Annotated in this window: 18 protein-coding genes; 5 read left to right on the top strand and 13 right to left on the bottom strand. The window is 38.5% G+C overall.

Going from position 1 to position 15,657, the window contains the following annotated elements; genetic code table 11:
* Window positions 1-386: 386 nt before the first annotated feature.
* From CD126_RS07560 to CD126_RS07540, 8 genes are all read right to left on the bottom strand, one after another.
* Complete coding sequence (locus CD126_RS07560) at window positions 387-1,205, bottom strand: formate/nitrite transporter family protein (protein ID WP_049407898.1); 819 nt, start codon at window positions 1,203-1,205, stop codon at window positions 387-389.
* A gap of 226 nt (window positions 1,206-1,431) precedes the next feature.
* A complete protein-coding gene (locus CD126_RS12130; protein ID WP_308409853.1) occupies window positions 1,432-1,614 on the bottom strand; it encodes a hypothetical protein in 183 nt (60 codons plus the stop codon).
* A gap of 71 nt (window positions 1,615-1,685) precedes the next feature.
* Window positions 1,686-2,165: an SRPBCC family protein gene (locus tag CD126_RS07555; RefSeq protein ID WP_049407867.1), complete on the bottom strand. Its 480-nt coding sequence runs from the start codon at window positions 2,163-2,165 to the stop codon at window positions 1,686-1,688.
* A 315-nt stretch (window positions 2,166-2,480) separates the two neighbouring features.
* Window positions 2,481-2,597 carry a putative holin-like toxin gene (locus CD126_RS12470; RefSeq protein ID WP_420916190.1) on the bottom strand — a complete coding sequence of 39 codons (117 nt, stop codon included), beginning with the start codon at window positions 2,595-2,597 and terminating at the stop codon, window positions 2,481-2,483.
* Between the two features lie 498 nt (window positions 2,598-3,095).
* A complete protein-coding gene (locus CD126_RS12315) occupies window positions 3,096-3,191 on the bottom strand; it encodes a putative holin-like toxin (RefSeq protein WP_142381355.1) in 96 nt (31 codons plus the stop codon).
* Between the two features lie 281 nt (window positions 3,192-3,472).
* Window positions 3,473-3,988, bottom strand: coding sequence for a YceI family protein (locus CD126_RS07550; RefSeq protein WP_049407869.1), 516 nt, complete (start codon window positions 3,986-3,988; stop codon window positions 3,473-3,475).
* A gap of 271 nt (window positions 3,989-4,259) precedes the next feature.
* Window positions 4,260-4,865, bottom strand: a complete 606-nt coding sequence (locus CD126_RS07545) for a DsbA family protein (protein WP_103370260.1) — start codon at window positions 4,863-4,865, stop codon at window positions 4,260-4,262.
* 18 nt (window positions 4,866-4,883) lie between these two features.
* Window positions 4,884-5,258 (bottom strand): cystatin-like fold lipoprotein, encoded by a 375-nt coding sequence (locus CD126_RS07540; protein ID WP_049407873.1) that lies wholly within the window; start codon window positions 5,256-5,258, stop codon window positions 4,884-4,886.
* Window positions 5,259-5,530: 272 nt separating this feature from the next.
* Between CD126_RS07540 and CD126_RS07535 the strand changes: the two genes are divergently transcribed.
* Window positions 5,531-6,562, top strand: a complete 1,032-nt coding sequence (locus CD126_RS07535; RefSeq protein WP_421673274.1) for a peptidoglycan bridge formation glycyltransferase FemA/FemB family protein — start codon at window positions 5,531-5,533, stop codon at window positions 6,560-6,562.
* Complete coding sequence (locus CD126_RS12405; RefSeq protein WP_338141200.1) at window positions 6,559-6,762, top strand: peptidoglycan bridge formation glycyltransferase FemA/FemB family protein; 204 nt, start codon at window positions 6,559-6,561, stop codon at window positions 6,760-6,762. Before CD126_RS07535 ends, CD126_RS12405 begins: the two co-directional genes overlap by 4 nt.
* A 111-nt stretch (window positions 6,763-6,873) precedes the next feature.
* Here CD126_RS12405 and CD126_RS07530 read toward each other — a convergent pair whose 3' ends face one another.
* The 3 genes from CD126_RS07530 to CD126_RS07520 form a co-directional block, all read right to left on the bottom strand.
* A complete protein-coding gene (locus CD126_RS07530; protein WP_049407876.1) occupies window positions 6,874-7,218 on the bottom strand; it encodes an ASCH domain-containing protein in 345 nt (114 codons plus the stop codon).
* A 73-nt stretch (window positions 7,219-7,291) separates the two neighbouring features.
* Complete coding sequence (locus CD126_RS07525) at window positions 7,292-8,752, bottom strand: MDR family MFS transporter (protein WP_103370259.1); 1,461 nt, start codon at window positions 8,750-8,752, stop codon at window positions 7,292-7,294.
* Window positions 8,753-9,307: 555 nt separating this feature from the next.
* Window positions 9,308-9,994, bottom strand: a complete 687-nt coding sequence (locus tag CD126_RS07520) for a 2,3-diphosphoglycerate-dependent phosphoglycerate mutase (RefSeq protein ID WP_049407880.1) — start codon at window positions 9,992-9,994, stop codon at window positions 9,308-9,310.
* 336 nt (window positions 9,995-10,330) lie between these two features.
* On the opposite strand from CD126_RS07520, the gene CD126_RS07515 reads away from it, so the two are divergent.
* Window positions 10,331-10,696, top strand: a complete 366-nt coding sequence (locus CD126_RS07515; RefSeq protein ID WP_049407882.1) for an aggregation-promoting factor C-terminal-like domain-containing protein — start codon at window positions 10,331-10,333, stop codon at window positions 10,694-10,696.
* A 116-nt stretch (window positions 10,697-10,812) separates the two neighbouring features.
* Here the strand turns inward: CD126_RS07515 and CD126_RS07510 are convergent, their stop codons facing one another.
* Window positions 10,813-11,685 (bottom strand): cation diffusion facilitator family transporter, encoded by an 873-nt coding sequence (locus tag CD126_RS07510; RefSeq protein ID WP_103370258.1) that lies wholly within the window; start codon window positions 11,683-11,685, stop codon window positions 10,813-10,815.
* A 199-nt stretch (window positions 11,686-11,884) separates the two neighbouring features.
* On the bottom strand, window positions 11,885-12,268 hold the full coding sequence (locus CD126_RS07505; protein WP_049407886.1) for a GtrA family protein: 384 nt from the start codon (window positions 12,266-12,268) through the stop codon (window positions 11,885-11,887).
* 272 nt (window positions 12,269-12,540) lie between these two features.
* Here CD126_RS07505 and CD126_RS07500 point away from each other — a divergent pair, with 272 nt between their 5' ends.
* Complete coding sequence (locus CD126_RS07500; protein ID WP_049407888.1) at window positions 12,541-13,701, top strand: glycerate kinase; 1,161 nt, start codon at window positions 12,541-12,543, stop codon at window positions 13,699-13,701.
* Window positions 13,702-13,743: 42 nt separating this feature from the next.
* Window positions 13,744-14,943, top strand: a complete 1,200-nt coding sequence (locus CD126_RS07495) for a putative multidrug effflux MFS transporter TcaB (RefSeq protein ID WP_049407890.1) — start codon at window positions 13,744-13,746, stop codon at window positions 14,941-14,943.
* Window positions 14,944-15,657: the final 714 nt, after the last annotated feature.

Below are 15,657 nucleotides of genomic sequence, written 5' to 3'. Positions count from 1 at the left end.
AGATGTGTATAAGAGACAGGTGTTAAATCTTATGAAATCAGACAACTCCTGGGTAATTGATGTTTATTAACTAGGTAAATACTTATGATGAATGTGCATTAAGCTAATGTAATAGGTCTCTTTTTAATTATTTCAATAATAGATGGTTAAAAAATAGTAATTACAGCGAATAATAAGTATTTTTCAATGTAGACTCGACACGTTTGAGGGAACTAGACCACAACGAAAATCCATTTCTCGAGCTAGAATAGCGAGAGAAATTAGTTGAGTGTGGTCCCCTAAACAAGGGAGAGGCAAAACATTGAAAAATAAAATAGAATTAATTATTTTCTAACTAAAAAATACGACCATGCAGTTGCACAGCCGTATTGAGTCATCATTCGTGTCTACTTTTCAAAAGCATCGCGTCGCCCGTTCACATAAGCATAAACTAAGCCGACGAAGATACCGCCACCGATGTAGTTACCGATAAACGCAAAGACAATATTTTTTAATACATGTAACCAGTTGGCGCCATCAAAGTTATAGAACAACATACCTGCATATAAACCTGCGTTGAAGACAACGTGTTCGTAACCCATAAACACGAAGACCACTACGCCACAAGCAATAAAGAACGCTTTAGACAAACCGTCTTTAAATAACATTGATACATAGATACCAATATTAATAAAGAAGTTACAGAAGATCCCTTTGACTAATATCGCATACCAAGTCGACTCCACTGTCTTTGTTGAGACCGTCTTAGTCAACGCAGTAATCATCTCTGGTGTCATCACATGAGTGAAGCGCATTAATCCAAATAAGATGAGTCCGCCGACAATGTTAAATAAGAAACAGTAGAAGACGATGTACATAATCTTGCGCATCGTAATCGCTCGATAATAATACCCCACTGTCACATACATAAAGTTACTCGTCAGTAATTCTGAGTTGGTTAAGACGATGAGCACGAGCGCTAAACTGAACGAGATTGCCCCAAGAATATTGATCAGCCCTACCGGTGTCCCCGCAAATTGCGTCTTGATGGCTAGCATAAAGACCGTCACAATCGCGAGTAAGAACCCAGACATCATCGCTTTCACTGCGTAACGTCCTGGTGTTTTTGTGATCATCACATCTTTCATTTGAGATTGATGCATCGCACCTTCAGCTATCGCTCTTGATGTGTAGGTGTCATTTACAGTCTTGTTGTTTTTCATAATATTCCCCCTCAAATTCTTCATATAAACACTATTGTATAGAATTTAAGCCACGATGGGAATGTTTATTTTATGTAAAATGTAAACATCAGAGCGTTAGTCTCTTTCTTGTAGATATAAAAATAAGTCGACTCTCGAGATAGCCTAGGATGGTACTGTCCCTGACCTATTCCATCTCAGAAGTCGACTTTAATTAAGTACATAATTAAAACATCATTTTGTACTTAAATTACTTTTTAAATTTAGAGAAAAGACGTAAACCGTATGCGAAAAGCCCATATCCTGCTAACGTACGAACAGTCCATTTGAGGAATGGTTTCCCATCAAGTTTACATGTCACAAGTGTTGGTATGAGTGTACTTAGCACGTAAAGCACTAAGACTTTGATGTAACGTTTAGTCAAGCCCTTCACCTCTTTTCACACCCATTATACACCGTTTTCAAGTGAGAACCTATATCATTTAATAAACAATTTCGACTAATTTATGAAGATGAGTTGCGTAACAATGTTTCTAGATTATCAAAAGTACTATTCATTCCTGCTTCAAGATCCATATCTACCATCTGTTGAACCATTTCAGCGCTCGGCAATTCAGATGTCGCAACGAGCTCTGTCACTCCTTGGCCGATATCGTTGAGCTGTACCGTATTGTACATGCCTGGTACTTCCTTATTGATATTGCCATTCTCATCTGCAAAATAATCTTCATAAGCAATGTAGGTAGGTTGATCAAATTCTTGATATTTCGTCACGGTGTAACTCTTTCCTTGAGGTGTCTCAATTGAGAAGAAACCTTCGCCACCTTCTTGAACTTCGAATCGATAGACTTTTGTCGTACCATTTTCTGGGTGAAACCATTGTTCAAATAAATCCTTGTTTGTATAAGCTTTGAAGATATCTTCAGGGCTTGCATTGAAATTTCTTTTGAAAATAATTTTATTACGATCTACTTCGATACCCACAGTGATGTCCTCCTTGTTAATAGTTTTTGTAAAATGAGATTTTATTTATTAGTGAATATTTAAGTCTATTCGTTGTTTTCCCGTTTTGTGGTAAATCAGACATAGGGAGTGGAAAGAAATAGTGAGATTTTTAGCGGAAGCATTTATTGTGAGTGCGGAATTTTACATAAGATAAATCAATTATAAGGACTCGTTCAATAATAAGACATTAATTATAATATAAATTATGTTTATAATTTACAATCACCTATGGGTAGAGTATACTTAAGTCAAGATTAATAACGTAGATGTTAGTTATATTGACTAACAGATACTTTATTGATTAACATCATCAACTTGCTTAAAGTTGGGTAGATATTTTTTGTCGTTTAAATCAACAATTTTGATTACTAGCGCTATACATGCAATAAGGAATATTCCAAATTGCAACATAGTTTCAATTGTAATCATGTTGGCTTTTCCTTTCTAAAGAATAAGGTTGATGCTTTCATAAGCCTCACTCTCCTTTATAATAAGATGATTTAATATCTATCCAACTTGCTTTATGAATAAATGAAGCTCAATAGCTAAGTTGAAAAAGGCACAAGTGCGGGAACACCTGTGTCAAGTAAGCCCGTTCGAAAGACGGTAGCATTAGATACATTTTAGTAACCATCCTAACACTAAAGTTAGAATGGTTATTTTTTATTGCTTAAATTAATTAATAAGATGACTAAACTAAAGTACTTTAAATTAGCCACTTTATTAAAATCATATTTTTTTCAAATGTGATACAAATATACATAATGATTTACATATAGCTTAAAACAGGGTATACTTTAATTAAAGAAAGGCACAATTGCTGTAACACCTGCGCCAAGTAAGCCCGTTCGAAAGACGGTAGCTTTTATTAATGGTTAAATAACCATCACAACACTAAAGTTGGGATGGTTATTTTTTATTGCTTAAATTAATAAGCTTGATTACTAATCCAATGCATGCAATAAGGAAAATTCCAAATTGCAACATAGTTTCAATTGTAATCATGTTGGCTTTTCCTTTCTAAAGAGTAAGGTTGATGCTTTCATAGGCATCGACCTTCTTTATATTTGGATTAGCCACCATCTATCCAACTTGTTTACTTCTTAATTATATTCAATCCATAAGGTCCAGGAAAGTTTTAAGCCACGTTTTTACTCACATTTTTTACTGCTCATAAAGCCTGTTACAGAAACTAAAATTTTGCCAAAAAACGCCTATCTAAACTGAGATATAACAAAGAGGAACGATGGTTGAACAATGCCATCGTTCCTCTCTTCATTTATCTATTATTCTTGTACTTCGAACTCTACACTAAGTTCAAATTGTACATTTTTACCTAAAAGTAAGCCACCTGTTTCGAGTTGTTGGTTAAAAGTAATTCCGTATTTATCGCGGTCAAGCGTACCATTAATAACAAATCCAGCTGTTTGCGCGTCATTCATTGGGTTCTTGCTAATGCCTTCGTAATGAAGATCGAACGTTTCTTCATGAGTCTCCCCTTTCAATGTCACGTCGCCTGTGACTTTATCTTCTGATACTTCTTTAATCTCGAAAGTCATTTCTGGATAGTGCTCTGCGTCGAAGAAGTCACTACTTAATAAGTGATTGTCGCGATCTTTAATACGTGTATCGATAGAATTAATTTGAATGGTGAACTGACCTTTCAACGTACTTAAATCGTTAAGATCACCTTGAATATTCGCATCGAAATCATTGAAACGACCTTTCACGTTGGCGATTGCTAAGTGCTTGATTGAGAATTCAACATTAGAATGGGCTGGATCAAATTTAAATTGAGTCATTAGAACTCCTCCTCTTTTTATATCTTTAAGATATATTTATTATACCTAATACTCATTTTATATCAAAGAAGATGCTCACATTGTTATTGATATTCTTCCCTACTCACGAATTATTTAAAACTTCGACTTCTAGTTATTTTATTTCACCTCGCTCGCGCTATTTCCCTTCAAATAAAAACACCAACTTCCATACTCGAGTGCGATGATCAATATCTCATCAACACACACTGTATAGAAATTGGTGCTTTGCCATCTATTTATCTTTGTTTTTTTAAGCTTTATCGATTTTAGTTTTATAATTCTCATATTTGTACGGGTCTTCAAGTTTCTCACCATTAATATAAACGGTAGGTGCTTGTTTGACCTTATGTTTCTTATAGCGCTCTTGATCTTTCTCGGCATCTTTCCAAGCTTGACTATCTTTCGTCTTATACGCTTTCTTGATTTGGGATTTCTTATCTTCATCAAGATTAAGTTTATCAATTTCTGCATCTAACCGCTTCTCCGTTAACCATGTTTTCTCATCTTTCGGTTGTTGTTCAAAGAGTTGATGGAGAAATTGTAAATGTTTCTCGGGTGCAATGCGTTTGACCGCATGTTCAGCACGAGAACCGACAATTGAATCTTTACCGAGAAACGCCATGTTTACGAATTGGTATTCAACATTTTTATTATGCAGATAGTCTTTCTTTAGTTTGGGCATGACGTTTTGATCTACCTTTTTACAATAAGGACATTTAAGGTCTGCATATTCGACAATCGTCACTTTCCCTTTCTGATAATGCGAAGAATGACTCGCTTTGTCTTGTTGTGAATTACAACTCACCAGTATCAATGTACTTATGACGAGAAGTATTAAACCTATCCCTTTCTTCATTACTTCACCTGATTTCTGTTAATCTGCGTCATCACTATCCAAGTTCTCTTCTTTATAGCTTTCTTCATGATTATGCATATAACCTTTGACATTAAAGTGTTCTTGATAATGGGCTTTCTTACCTTTAATTTCGTAAGCATAATAGTGCACTTCATCATCGTCACGCAATGGCTTGTATGCGATTACGACGTATTTCCCCTTTTCGTAGACGTAAATGTTCGCTTTGTTCTTATCAAACTTCTTATCTACGTCACCTTTCTCACTCTTCGCTAGCTTATGTTGGTAAGCCTGTTGTTTATCTACTGCTTTATCGATGCTGCTCGTATATTTACTGCTGCTACAACTTGCTAAGATGAGTGTTGCAGCTGCTATAGTGAATACCAATCTTTTCAAACTTATCTCTCCTATTTCTGTTATACCTTGTATAGTAATGATAAGTGATAACCATGTTTTTCGCCAATAGTTTTCTACTTTCCTGACGCTTTTTCACATCTAGTTAAAATACTATTACTTAAATTTAATATTTAAATTATCTTTACCGAGAGTAAAAATAAAATTAACACTTTTATTATATAATAAGGTGTAATTTTCTCTCGCGTTTGATAGACTACTTTTATACTACTCTATTTTACGAAAAATACGAATGAGAAACATGGGGGATTGAAATGAAATTTGTACAGTTATCAGAAGATGAATTTTCGACTTACATGGAAGACCATTTTTCGCATTTTACTCAAAGTTTAGCTAACTACCGACATTTAACTCATCAGCACGGTAATGCTCACCTGCTTGGCGTTAGGAATGACAACGGTCAAGTCATTGCTGCAGGACTGTTCTCAGAAGCCCGTGCATTGAAATTCTATAAATATTTCTACAGTCAACGTGGTCCTGTCATGGACTATACAAATATTGAACTGGTTGATTTCTACTTCCGTTCACTTACGGATTATTTGAAGCAACATAACTGCCTTTATGTGCGTGTGGACCCTTATATATTGGAGAATCTACATACGGCTGACGGTGAGATTATTAAAAGTTATGACCGTCGGATGCTTATACGCACTTTAGAAAGTTTAGATTATCTTCATCAAGGTTATACACGTGGCTATTCTAAAATTAGCCAAATTCGCTGGCTTTCAGTGTTAGATTTACAAGATAAATCTGAAAAACAACTTTTAAAAGAAATGGACTATCAAACACGTCGAAATATCAAAAAGACAGATCAAATGGGTGTGCAAATTCGCACATTATCAATAGACGAAACGCCGAAATTTTACGAACTGATGAAAATGGCCGAAGAAAAGCATGGATTCACGTTCCGCGATGAAGCGTATTACCGCAATCTTCAACGTGTGTACGATGGCCAAATTCTACTACAACTCGCCTATATCAATCTAGAGGACTACGTACAAAAGCTCGACGTGAAATTGCAACAACTTCAAGTACAGTATAAAGATGTGCAAAAGCAGTTGGAAGAAAGCCCAAATTCTAAGAAACAGAAGACGAAAGCCAACAAATTCAAAGTACAAAGCGTAAGATTGATGAAACGAAACAACGTATTGAGACGGATGGTACTGAGCTCAACCTTGCTTCCGCGGTCTACATATATAATGACCACGAAATGTACTATCTCTCTAGCGGTTCAAATCCTGCTTACAACCGCTACATGGGCGCCTATGCATTACAATGAGAAATGATTAAATTTGCGAAAGCCCACGGAATCGATCGTTACAATTTCTATGGTGTGACAGGCGATTTCTCAGAAGATGCAGAAGACTATGGCGTGCAACAGTTCAAGAAAGGCTTTAATGCGCAAGTAGAAGAATATATCGGTGATTTCATTAAAGTTGTGAAACCAGGTGTTTACCGCTTAGGTCAATTAGCACGTCAAATATAATAATGAACTTCAAATGTGTTTTAAAATAAAGTGCCCCATCAATGAATCTCATACATTCATTGATGGGGCACTTCTAGTTAATCTATCTATATGTTGAACAACGGAGCCTAATTAAATTCGCTTCACTCGAAAGGACACAGCACCATATTCGAGTTCTTCTGCTTGGCTATAAATTTGATAAATTTCGGCTAGCTTCTGGGAAAGTTGATACTCTTCCGGTACACCTATTTCTTCATTATCATAATACTTTAGTAACTCTTGAAAAGAGTCGAACTGTACACGTTCTAGTACTTCTACTTTAAAAGACTGATCCGCATTCTCTAAATTTGTGAATTGAATGGTATCTCCATTGTGCACAGCTTGGCGTTTCTCATCATTTAATCTTATTTCGACTGTCTTCGTTCCTGCAAGCATCAATTGAAAGGGTTTGTCGTATAATCTCATCTTATGTTCCATCGTGGCCCTCCATAAATGATTATTTCAACTTCATTATAGCAAGTTTCTTATTCTGACGGATAGCACTTTTACCTTACTGAGCCTTAGCTCGATTCTGAGCAGCATCGCGATCCGCTTGTTTCTTGCCTTTTAACATAAATACCGAAAGGAAACTAATAATGGAAATGATGACCGCAAACACGAAGGCACCATGATAGCCACTGAGCAAGGCATCGTGTTGAATCTGAGCTGCCATCGCTTTCTTATCTAAACCTTTGTAATCACTCATCGTCGGTTTGAATTGTTGTGCGACGTGAGACATGATCGTGATGAGCACAGCCGTACCGATAGACGCAGAAATTTGTTGAACCGTATTCGTCATGGAAGAACCATGAGCGTTGAGTTCAGGTTTGAGTTGGTTCATCGTATGTGTCATGAGTGGCATCAAGCCTAATGCAAGTCCAATCATTCGGATGGCGTAAACTGTAGCGAGTACGATGACTGAACTGTCGCCGTCCATAAAGACGAAGTAAGATGTTGTGATGATAACAATCAACATGCCTACTAAACCGAGGACTTTTGCTCCAAATTTCTCGAACAAGATACCTCCAACGATAGACATGACGCCCATGACGAGTGCGCCTGGTAACAGTATGAGTCCTGATTCTAGTGCAGGTTTACCCATAATATTCTGCACAAACATCGGTAAAATGGTTTCAGAACCAATCATGGAAATCATCGTGAAAGCCATGATCGTGAGCCCTACAGCAAACTGTTTATTCGCAAATACACTAAAATTGAGTAATGGTGTTTCAAATTTCGTCTGACGATAGATAAATAGGATCACTAAGATGAGTCCACCGATGACTGTCGTGAGCACGACAGGATCGTCCCAACCATCACGTGAAATGGAACTTGTACCGTAAAGTAATCCACCAAAACCAAAGACGGAAAGAATGATTGACAGAATATCGATAGGCACTTTACGGTTCGTACCTACATTTTTAACAAACTTAAGTGCTAATAAGAACGTAATGGCTGCGATTGGAGCTACTACATGGAAGAGTGAACGCCAATTGAAATATTCCACGAGATAGCCAGAAAGCGTCGGTCCTATTGCAGGCGCGAGCATGATGACGAGACCAAAGATCCCCATATATTTCCCGCGCTCATGCGGTTCGAAAATATCTAGCATCGTCGTCATCATCAATGGCATCATGATTCCAGAACCAAGCGCTTGAACGATTCGCGCAACTAATAGAACAGTGAACGTCGAACTAAAACCTGCGATGATCGTACCAACAAAGAAGATGCCTATCGCTACGAGAAAGACTTGTCGCGTCGTATAGCGTTGAATGATCATTGCAGATAGTGGAATCACGACCCCGTTTGCAAGTAAAAATGCCGTGGTTAGCCATTGAACCTGCGTATATTCAATGTTAAATGTACGCATGACGCTAGGTAGTGCCGTCGTTAGTAGCGTTTCGTTGAGTAGTCCAAAGAACCCGCCGAGTAACATGATGAGAATCATGGTCAGTTTGGCTTTTAAAGACATGGGCTGTCCTCCTTTTTCATATGTAGAAAGTCATTTGAGTCATATCAACGCATTATACAGATTTTCTGGGATAAGCACACGCAATTTGTTTCAAGTAAATAAGATGGCGCAACTCCTACTAGTAAAAGTCGGGATATAAATAAGATATATTTTTTCTAATTCAATGTCTCCATAGGAAAAACGAGCCACTACTCCCACCATTCGTAGAAAAACACCCTATTCAACCTAACTAAACAAGAGAGTATGTGTTGATGAGATGATAGTTATAGTTGGGTTAGAAAGAATTGTAAGAATTACTAGAATATCCGCAATACAAGTATAAAGGGGATGGTGCGACTCCTGCAGGAATAGCATGTGTCTTGAGACTACAGGCTCAAGCCATGCCTGCGGAAAGCGTCACCACCCCTACAATACGCAGTATTGCCACTGAGAATGAAATACTATAATAGGGCGACACCAATGATCAGGCGCAATACAAAGAAGCAAACAGAGACACTCAACATCCCACACTTCCAGTAGACACCCTATCACAAGTATCGCCCTACATTTATCTAATTATAGATAATATTTATCTTGTACTTTTAACTGATCGTCTAATTCATAAATAAGCGGCTTACCAGTCTTAATTTCGTAACCGACAATGTCTTCGTCTGAAACGCCTTCAAGATACTTAATTAAAGCACGAAGTGAATTCCCATGCGCAGAAACAAGCACCGTCTTATCATCAAGCAATTGTTGAGATATTTGGTCGCTCCAATAAGGAATTACTCGCTCAAGCGTATCTTTCAGACTTTCGGATTCTGGCATCACGCGTCGATCTAAGTGCTCATAACGACGGTCGTTGAGATAATCATTGCGTTGTTCTTCACTTTGTTCAGGTGGTGCCGTATCATATGAACGACGCCATTCGTGTACTTGATCTTCGCCGAATTCTTTACGCGCATCATCTTTGTTAAGACCTTGAAGACCTCCATAATGACGCTCGTTCAAACGCCAACTTTTCTCAACGGGAAGGAAGAGTTGATCAGATTCTGCAAGTAAGTGGTACGTCGTATTAATCGCACGTTTCAAGAGTGACGTGAATACGTAATCAATTTCAATTCCTTGTTCTTTCAATTTACGTCCTGACTCAATTGCTTCCTCGCGCCCTTGGTCTGAAAGATCGACGTCTGCCCAACCTGTGAAGAGGTTCTTCGCATTCCAATCACTTTGTCCATGTCTACATAATATGAGTTTTGGCATATTAATCCTTCTTTCTTTATTTAAAATGAATGATATTCTTCATTAAATTTATTACATGATGACACTCATACGTCATCTTAGTTACTTTACTGTTAAATTTACCCGTTATATTGATAACTTTAACAGTCATTGTTAATACTTTGAAATAATTGTATTTGGATATTTATATTTCTGGCATACATTTTAATTTCCATGTAACCCATGTCATCCCTTGAGCTGTTATAGTGAAACGTGTTGGTGAGAACAACTCACATTCTAGAAATTGAATCATTAAGCAAGCTGAGCACGACGTTCAACTCTATAGATTTCGCAAATCATAATAGGAGGATATTTATTATGAAAAAGTTATTACTCGCTTCATTCGCAACACTATCTATCACTGCAGCTGGTGTTGGTGCAGTATCTGAAGGCCAAACAGCTGATGCAGCTGAAACAACGCAACAATCTACGGATTCAGTGTATGATGAATTTATCAATAACGGAGGCACGAAAGCCCTTTGGGATAATATAGTTATGCCTGAATCTGGTGGCGACCCTAATGCGGTGAATGAGTTAGGATATCGAGGTTTAGGTCAAACGAAGGAATCTTGGGGCACTGGCTCTGTAGCGGAACAAACGCAAGGCATGGTTCAATACGCTAAAGAACGTTATGGTTCAATCGATCAAGCTATTGAATTCCGTCAATCTCACGGTTGGTGGTAATACTATAAAGAAAGAACGAAAGCCCAACTCGAACGCGGCTTTCGTTTTTATATTTATATTAAGTTGCTTTTATAAAAAATAGATTCGTCATTTACCACACCACATAGGTTACTAAATTACTCCTGAATATTGTTAGGTTCCGGATGCACATAAACGTAGGAAACGCCCCGTTCATGCATATGTTGTTCTACTTCGTCGCAAATGTGATGTGCCGCTTCTAGCGATAACTTTGCCTCAACGATTATCGTCACGTCAACGAACACGCTGCTTCCGTAATAACGTCCTTTAATATTTTCCACATCTAATACATCAGGGACCTCGAGCACGTAACTTTTATAAAACTCTAAATCCCGTTCATTGAAACCGTCACTTAAAGCAAAGATGGATTCACGTAAAATATCAAAACCTGTATAAACGATGAGTAAACCAAGTAATAACGCAATAATCGTATCGACAATAGGAAGACCAAATTGTGTAAAAATGAGCCCTACCGCAGTACCAATACTGACTAAAGCATCAGACAGATTATCTTTCGATGCTGATTTGAGAGAACTGCTTTGGGTGCGCTGTGCTAAACGATGATTAAAGTAAAAGACAGCCAACATGACGAGCCCGCCGATGATACTGACATAAATCGTCATTAAATTCGGGGTGTGTTGTTCTCCTGTCCAAAGTCTCGGCGTATTCTCAATCAGAACTTGGACTCCGACAAACATAATGATAAATGAGACTAAGAGCGTGGAGATATTCTCAGATTTCAAATGACCATAAGGGTGATTCTGATCAGGTGGTTTAATTGAGATCTTAAGTCCAATCAAGACTGCTAAGGAGACGAGGATATCGGTCATATTATTTAAACCGTCTGCTCGAACGGCTGCAGAATGATAGATAAATCCTGTGCCATACTTCAATGCGGCTAGTATAATATAAACGACTAAACTTAAATAAGCTCCACGTTGAGCGGCTTTCAAATTCATGCTTTCGCCCATAATTTACACCCACCTTAAAGTTGATTAGGACTCTATTATGACGCATGCTTTGATCGCTTACAACGATTTTTATTGGAAAATTATTTAATATAAAACGTTAAAAATTTTTATTAGCCTCTCCTAAAAGATTTATCCTCTCCTGCACTTGATATCATAATGTCTTCGTAACTATGCACACCCATCTTCTCATCGTCTCATCTTAACGGTCGCGTAAAATATACTTCGATAAAATAAACGTCACAGGAATCGTAATAATCAAACCTGCGAATGGCGCGATAACGGAATTGATATGAAAGAAGCGTACGAAAATGAATAACAACAATGTTTGCATCCCGACATTAACGAGTTGTGTAACCGGAAATTGTAGAAATTTCCGCAAGGTAGGCTGAACCTTGTACACGAAATAACAATTGAGATAATACGAAATGATGAGTGCGACGATAAACCCAGTGATGTGACTGACTAAGTACTGTACATTTAACACTTTCAGTAACAATAAATATACTACATAATAATTGAAAGTATTAATTCCACCCACGATAACAAATTTGATAATTTCTAAATGTAATTGATTGAGTTTCATTGAACATATAACCTCATTGACTAAATTGTGTTCATAGCAGTCTCGATGTGCTTGATATGTCAATATTCTAGAGACGAGCTTCATGATGATGTAATACCACCTTATCGAGACGGCGCGGTCGATATTAGTAAGCTATTCCCTCTTTTACCATAGCTAAAAACTAATCTTTAAACGCCCTACATTTCATTCTGTGCCCCATTACTTTATACTGGATATAACTACTTTGCAACTCAGGAACGGTAATTCAAGCAGTATAGATTGGGGGTTAAGTTATGAATTTAGAAAAAATTGTTATCGCACCAGATTCATTTAAAGAAAGTATGTCCGCAAAGGAAGCATCAGAGGCAATCATGCGTGGATTCGCTAAAGTTTATCCAGTAGCTCACACGGATTATACACTGATTCCTATGGCAGATGGTGGCGAAGGAACGACCGAAGCGCTTTCTGAAGCCTTACAAGCAGAGCGTGTGACTGCAGAGGTGCACGACCCATTAATGCGCGAAATCATGAGTAGTTACGCTTATGCGACAGATAGTCAAACGGCTATCATTGAGATGGCCAGCGCATCAGGCTTAGATCTCTTAACCCCAGAAGAACGTAATCCTGCACGTACTTCTTCCTATGGTACAGGTGAATTAATTCAAGATGCTCTCGATCGCGGAGCTACACGTATTATTCTCGGTATTGGAGGTAGTGCAACAAATGACGGCGGCGTCGGCATGCTGCGTGCACTCGGTGTGCGTTTCTTAGACGATCAACATCAACCAATTAAACATGGCGGCGTAGCTTTGGCTGATATTCAAACTATCGATACTGCTCAACTTGATTCACGTTTGCAACAAGTTGATATTACAGTCGCTTGTGATGTTCGCAACCCGTTACTTGGTAAGGACGGTGCGACGTATACATATGGACGTCAGAAAGGTGCTGACGATGCCTTACTATCTCAACTTGAAGTAGCGTTAGCTCATTATCATTCTCAAATCTCGACTCATTTTTCTCAGGATGTTAAAAATATTCCAGGTGCCGGTGCTGCTGGCGGCTTAGGTACAGCACTTCTCGCCTTTTTACACGCAGAACTGACACCTGGGATTGAAGTCGTCTTACAAGAAACTAACTTTGAGCATCACGTGAAAGATGCCGATCTCGTCATTACAGGTGAAGGTCAAATGGATTATCAGTCTATCTATGGCAAGACGCCTATAGGTGTGGCACAAGTCGCGCAACGTCATGATGTGCCTGTCATCGCTATCAATGGCGTGTTGGGTGATGGCTATCAGGCAGTATATGAACATGGTATCGCTGCGGCTTTCAGTATGTTACAACGCAATGTGAGTTTAGACACTGCCTTGAAAAATGGCCCTTTAAATTTAGAATATACCTCAGAGAACGTAGCACGTATTCTGAATTTAAGTTACAATAGTAACAATTAATTTAGTGACGCTCTGACTAGTCACGTGTAAAGGAGTAATCTCATGAATCAACCACTTTCACAACGCTTCCCATTGATGCTCATCATCGTCTTAGGTATCATGACCACATTTGGTCCTCTGACGATTGATATGTACAATGTCTCACTCACAAATGTGAAAAGTAGTTTCGACATCACTGCTTCGGAAGCTCAATTAACTTTATCTACCGCTATGATTGGTTTAGCGATCGGACAATTCCTCTTTGGTCCATTGTCTGATGCGTTTGGACGTAAGAAAGTCGCTCTAACGATTATAGCGATCTATGTCATTGCGTCAGTCGTGGCAATCTTTACATCTACACTACCGTTCTTCTTGATCTTGCGTTTTATCCAAGGGATGACGGGCGGTGGTGCTATCGTTATTGCGAAAGCGTCTGTCGGTGATAAGCAGGAAGGGACGAAACTGGCGAAGTCTATTTCTGCTTTGCTCGTCGTTAATGGTATTGTCACTATCATCGCACCGCTACTCGGAGGCTATGCGCTTACGCTAGGTAACTGGAAAGCGATCTTTGTTCTTCTCGCGGTGATTAGTTTAATTATTCTACTACTTGCTGGTTATAAAATGGAAGAAACGCGCGAACAGAATGTAGCGCGCTTGAATTTCCCTGAAATCATTCAGGATTATGGAACGTTATTGAAGAAACCGAGTTTCTTATTGCCAATGTTTATTCAAGGCTTAACGTATGTTATGTTGTTTAGCTTTGCTTCGGCAGCACCGTTTATTACGGCGAATATGTATCATTTATCGCCACAGAAGTTTAGTGTGATTATTACGATGAATGGTATTGGTTTAATTATTATTAGTCAGCTGACTGCGTTGTTGGTTGAGTATTTTAACCGTTTGACGTTGTTGATTACGTTGACGATTGTGCAGATGGCGGGTGTGGCGCTGATTATTGCTTCGGTGACGGCGCATTTGCCGTTGTGGCTGTTGATTTTTGGTTTCTTCTTGAATGTGTGTCCGGTGACGGGTATTGGCCCGTTGAGTTTTGCGTTGGCGATGGAGTCGCGTTCGGGCGGTAGTGGTAATGCTTCGAGTTTGCTGGGCTTGTTCCAGTTTATCTTGGGTGGTGCTGTGAGTCCGCTTGTTGGTATTCAGGGGGAGAATAGTGTGCAGCCGTATGTGATTTTGTTGCTTGTGACGTCTGTGTTGATTGTGACGTTGCAGGTGATGTTGAATGTGCGGCGTAGTCGTTTGGGTTAAGGTAAAATGTGTGTTCGTTGGATTGTAGTATTTTGTACTAATTTGTGTTCGTAGAAATAATGTGTATGGTGACTAATTTGTATTCGTAGTAATATGGAGTTTGTTCCTAATTTGCAATACTTCGTATTGGGTGGGAGAGACGGCTCACGTTCTTAGGGGGTCACGCTCAACTAATTTTTCTCGCTTAATAGCTCGAAAAATGGATTTTCGCTGTGCCCTTGATCCCTCAAGAGTCTCGCCTACTCCCACCTTTTACTTGTGTTGCAATTGCATCTGGGTATTTTAATTTTTTCCTATAACGCTATATATTACATTAACCACAAACAACACACTTTCTCTTATATGTTTGATTTTAATATAGTGTTTCGATCTATTTTGTAATACTTCGTATTGGGGGTGGCGACGCTTTCCGCAGGCATGGCTTGAGCCTGTAGTCTCAAGACGCATGCTATTCCTGCAGGAGTCGCGCCATCCCCCTTAACTTGTATTGCATGTATTCTGTATCTTAATATCATTCTTTCTAAAAAGCTTAATTACTAGTTAAACTACCACCAACACCACACTCACTCTCTTTTAGTTGTTTGGTTTTAATAGAGCGTTTCTAGGAAGAGAGTGTTTCTTACTAAATCTAAATAAGAATAATTAGGGAGAATGGCGTCTTTGAAAAGTGCCATTCTCCCTTTTTGTATCGAGGTTAATTTCAAATATTTACTC

Source organism: Staphylococcus pettenkoferi (assembly GCF_002902685.1).
GTDB classification, from domain to species: Bacteria; Bacillota; Bacilli; order Staphylococcales; family Staphylococcaceae; genus Staphylococcus; species Staphylococcus pettenkoferi.
The sequence above is the reverse complement of the archived record's forward strand: the minus strand, read 5'-3'. Positions and strand labels throughout refer to the sequence as shown.

Bases quoted from the DNA above. Each gene is read 5' to 3' on its own strand.
- CD126_RS12470 (WP_420916190.1), bottom strand. From the start codon at position 2,597: ATGTTGCAATTTGGAATATTCCTTATTGCATGTATAGCGCTAGTAATC.
- CD126_RS12315 (WP_142381355.1), bottom strand. From the start codon at position 3,191: ATGATTACAATTGAAACTATGTTGCAATTTGGAATTTTCCTTATTGCA.
- CD126_RS07550 (WP_049407869.1), bottom strand. From the start codon at position 3,988: ATGACTCAATTTAAATTTGATCCAGCCCATTCTAATGTTGAATTCTCA.
- CD126_RS07545 (WP_103370260.1), bottom strand. From the start codon at position 4,865: ATGAAGAAAGGGATAGGTTTAATACTTCTCGTCATAAGTACATTGATA.
- CD126_RS07535 (WP_421673274.1), top strand. From the start codon at position 5,531: ATGAAATTTGTACAGTTATCAGAAGATGAATTTTCGACTTACATGGAA.
- CD126_RS12405 (WP_338141200.1), top strand. From the start codon at position 6,559: ATGATTAAATTTGCGAAAGCCCACGGAATCGATCGTTACAATTTCTAT.
- CD126_RS07530 (WP_049407876.1), bottom strand. From the start codon at position 7,218: ATGGAACATAAGATGAGATTATACGACAAACCCTTTCAATTGATGCTT.
- CD126_RS07525 (WP_103370259.1), bottom strand. From the start codon at position 8,752: ATGTCTTTAAAAGCCAAACTGACCATGATTCTCATCATGTTACTCGGC.
- CD126_RS07520 (WP_049407880.1), bottom strand. From the start codon at position 9,994: ATGCCAAAACTCATATTATGTAGACATGGACAAAGTGATTGGAATGCG.
- CD126_RS07515 (WP_049407882.1), top strand. From the start codon at position 10,331: ATGAAAAAGTTATTACTCGCTTCATTCGCAACACTATCTATCACTGCA.
- CD126_RS07510 (WP_103370258.1), bottom strand. From the start codon at position 11,685: ATGGGCGAAAGCATGAATTTGAAAGCCGCTCAACGTGGAGCTTATTTA.
- CD126_RS07505 (WP_049407886.1), bottom strand. From the start codon at position 12,268: ATGAAACTCAATCAATTACATTTAGAAATTATCAAATTTGTTATCGTG.
- CD126_RS07500 (WP_049407888.1), top strand. From the start codon at position 12,541: ATGAATTTAGAAAAAATTGTTATCGCACCAGATTCATTTAAAGAAAGT.
- CD126_RS07495 (WP_049407890.1), top strand. From the start codon at position 13,744: ATGAATCAACCACTTTCACAACGCTTCCCATTGATGCTCATCATCGTC.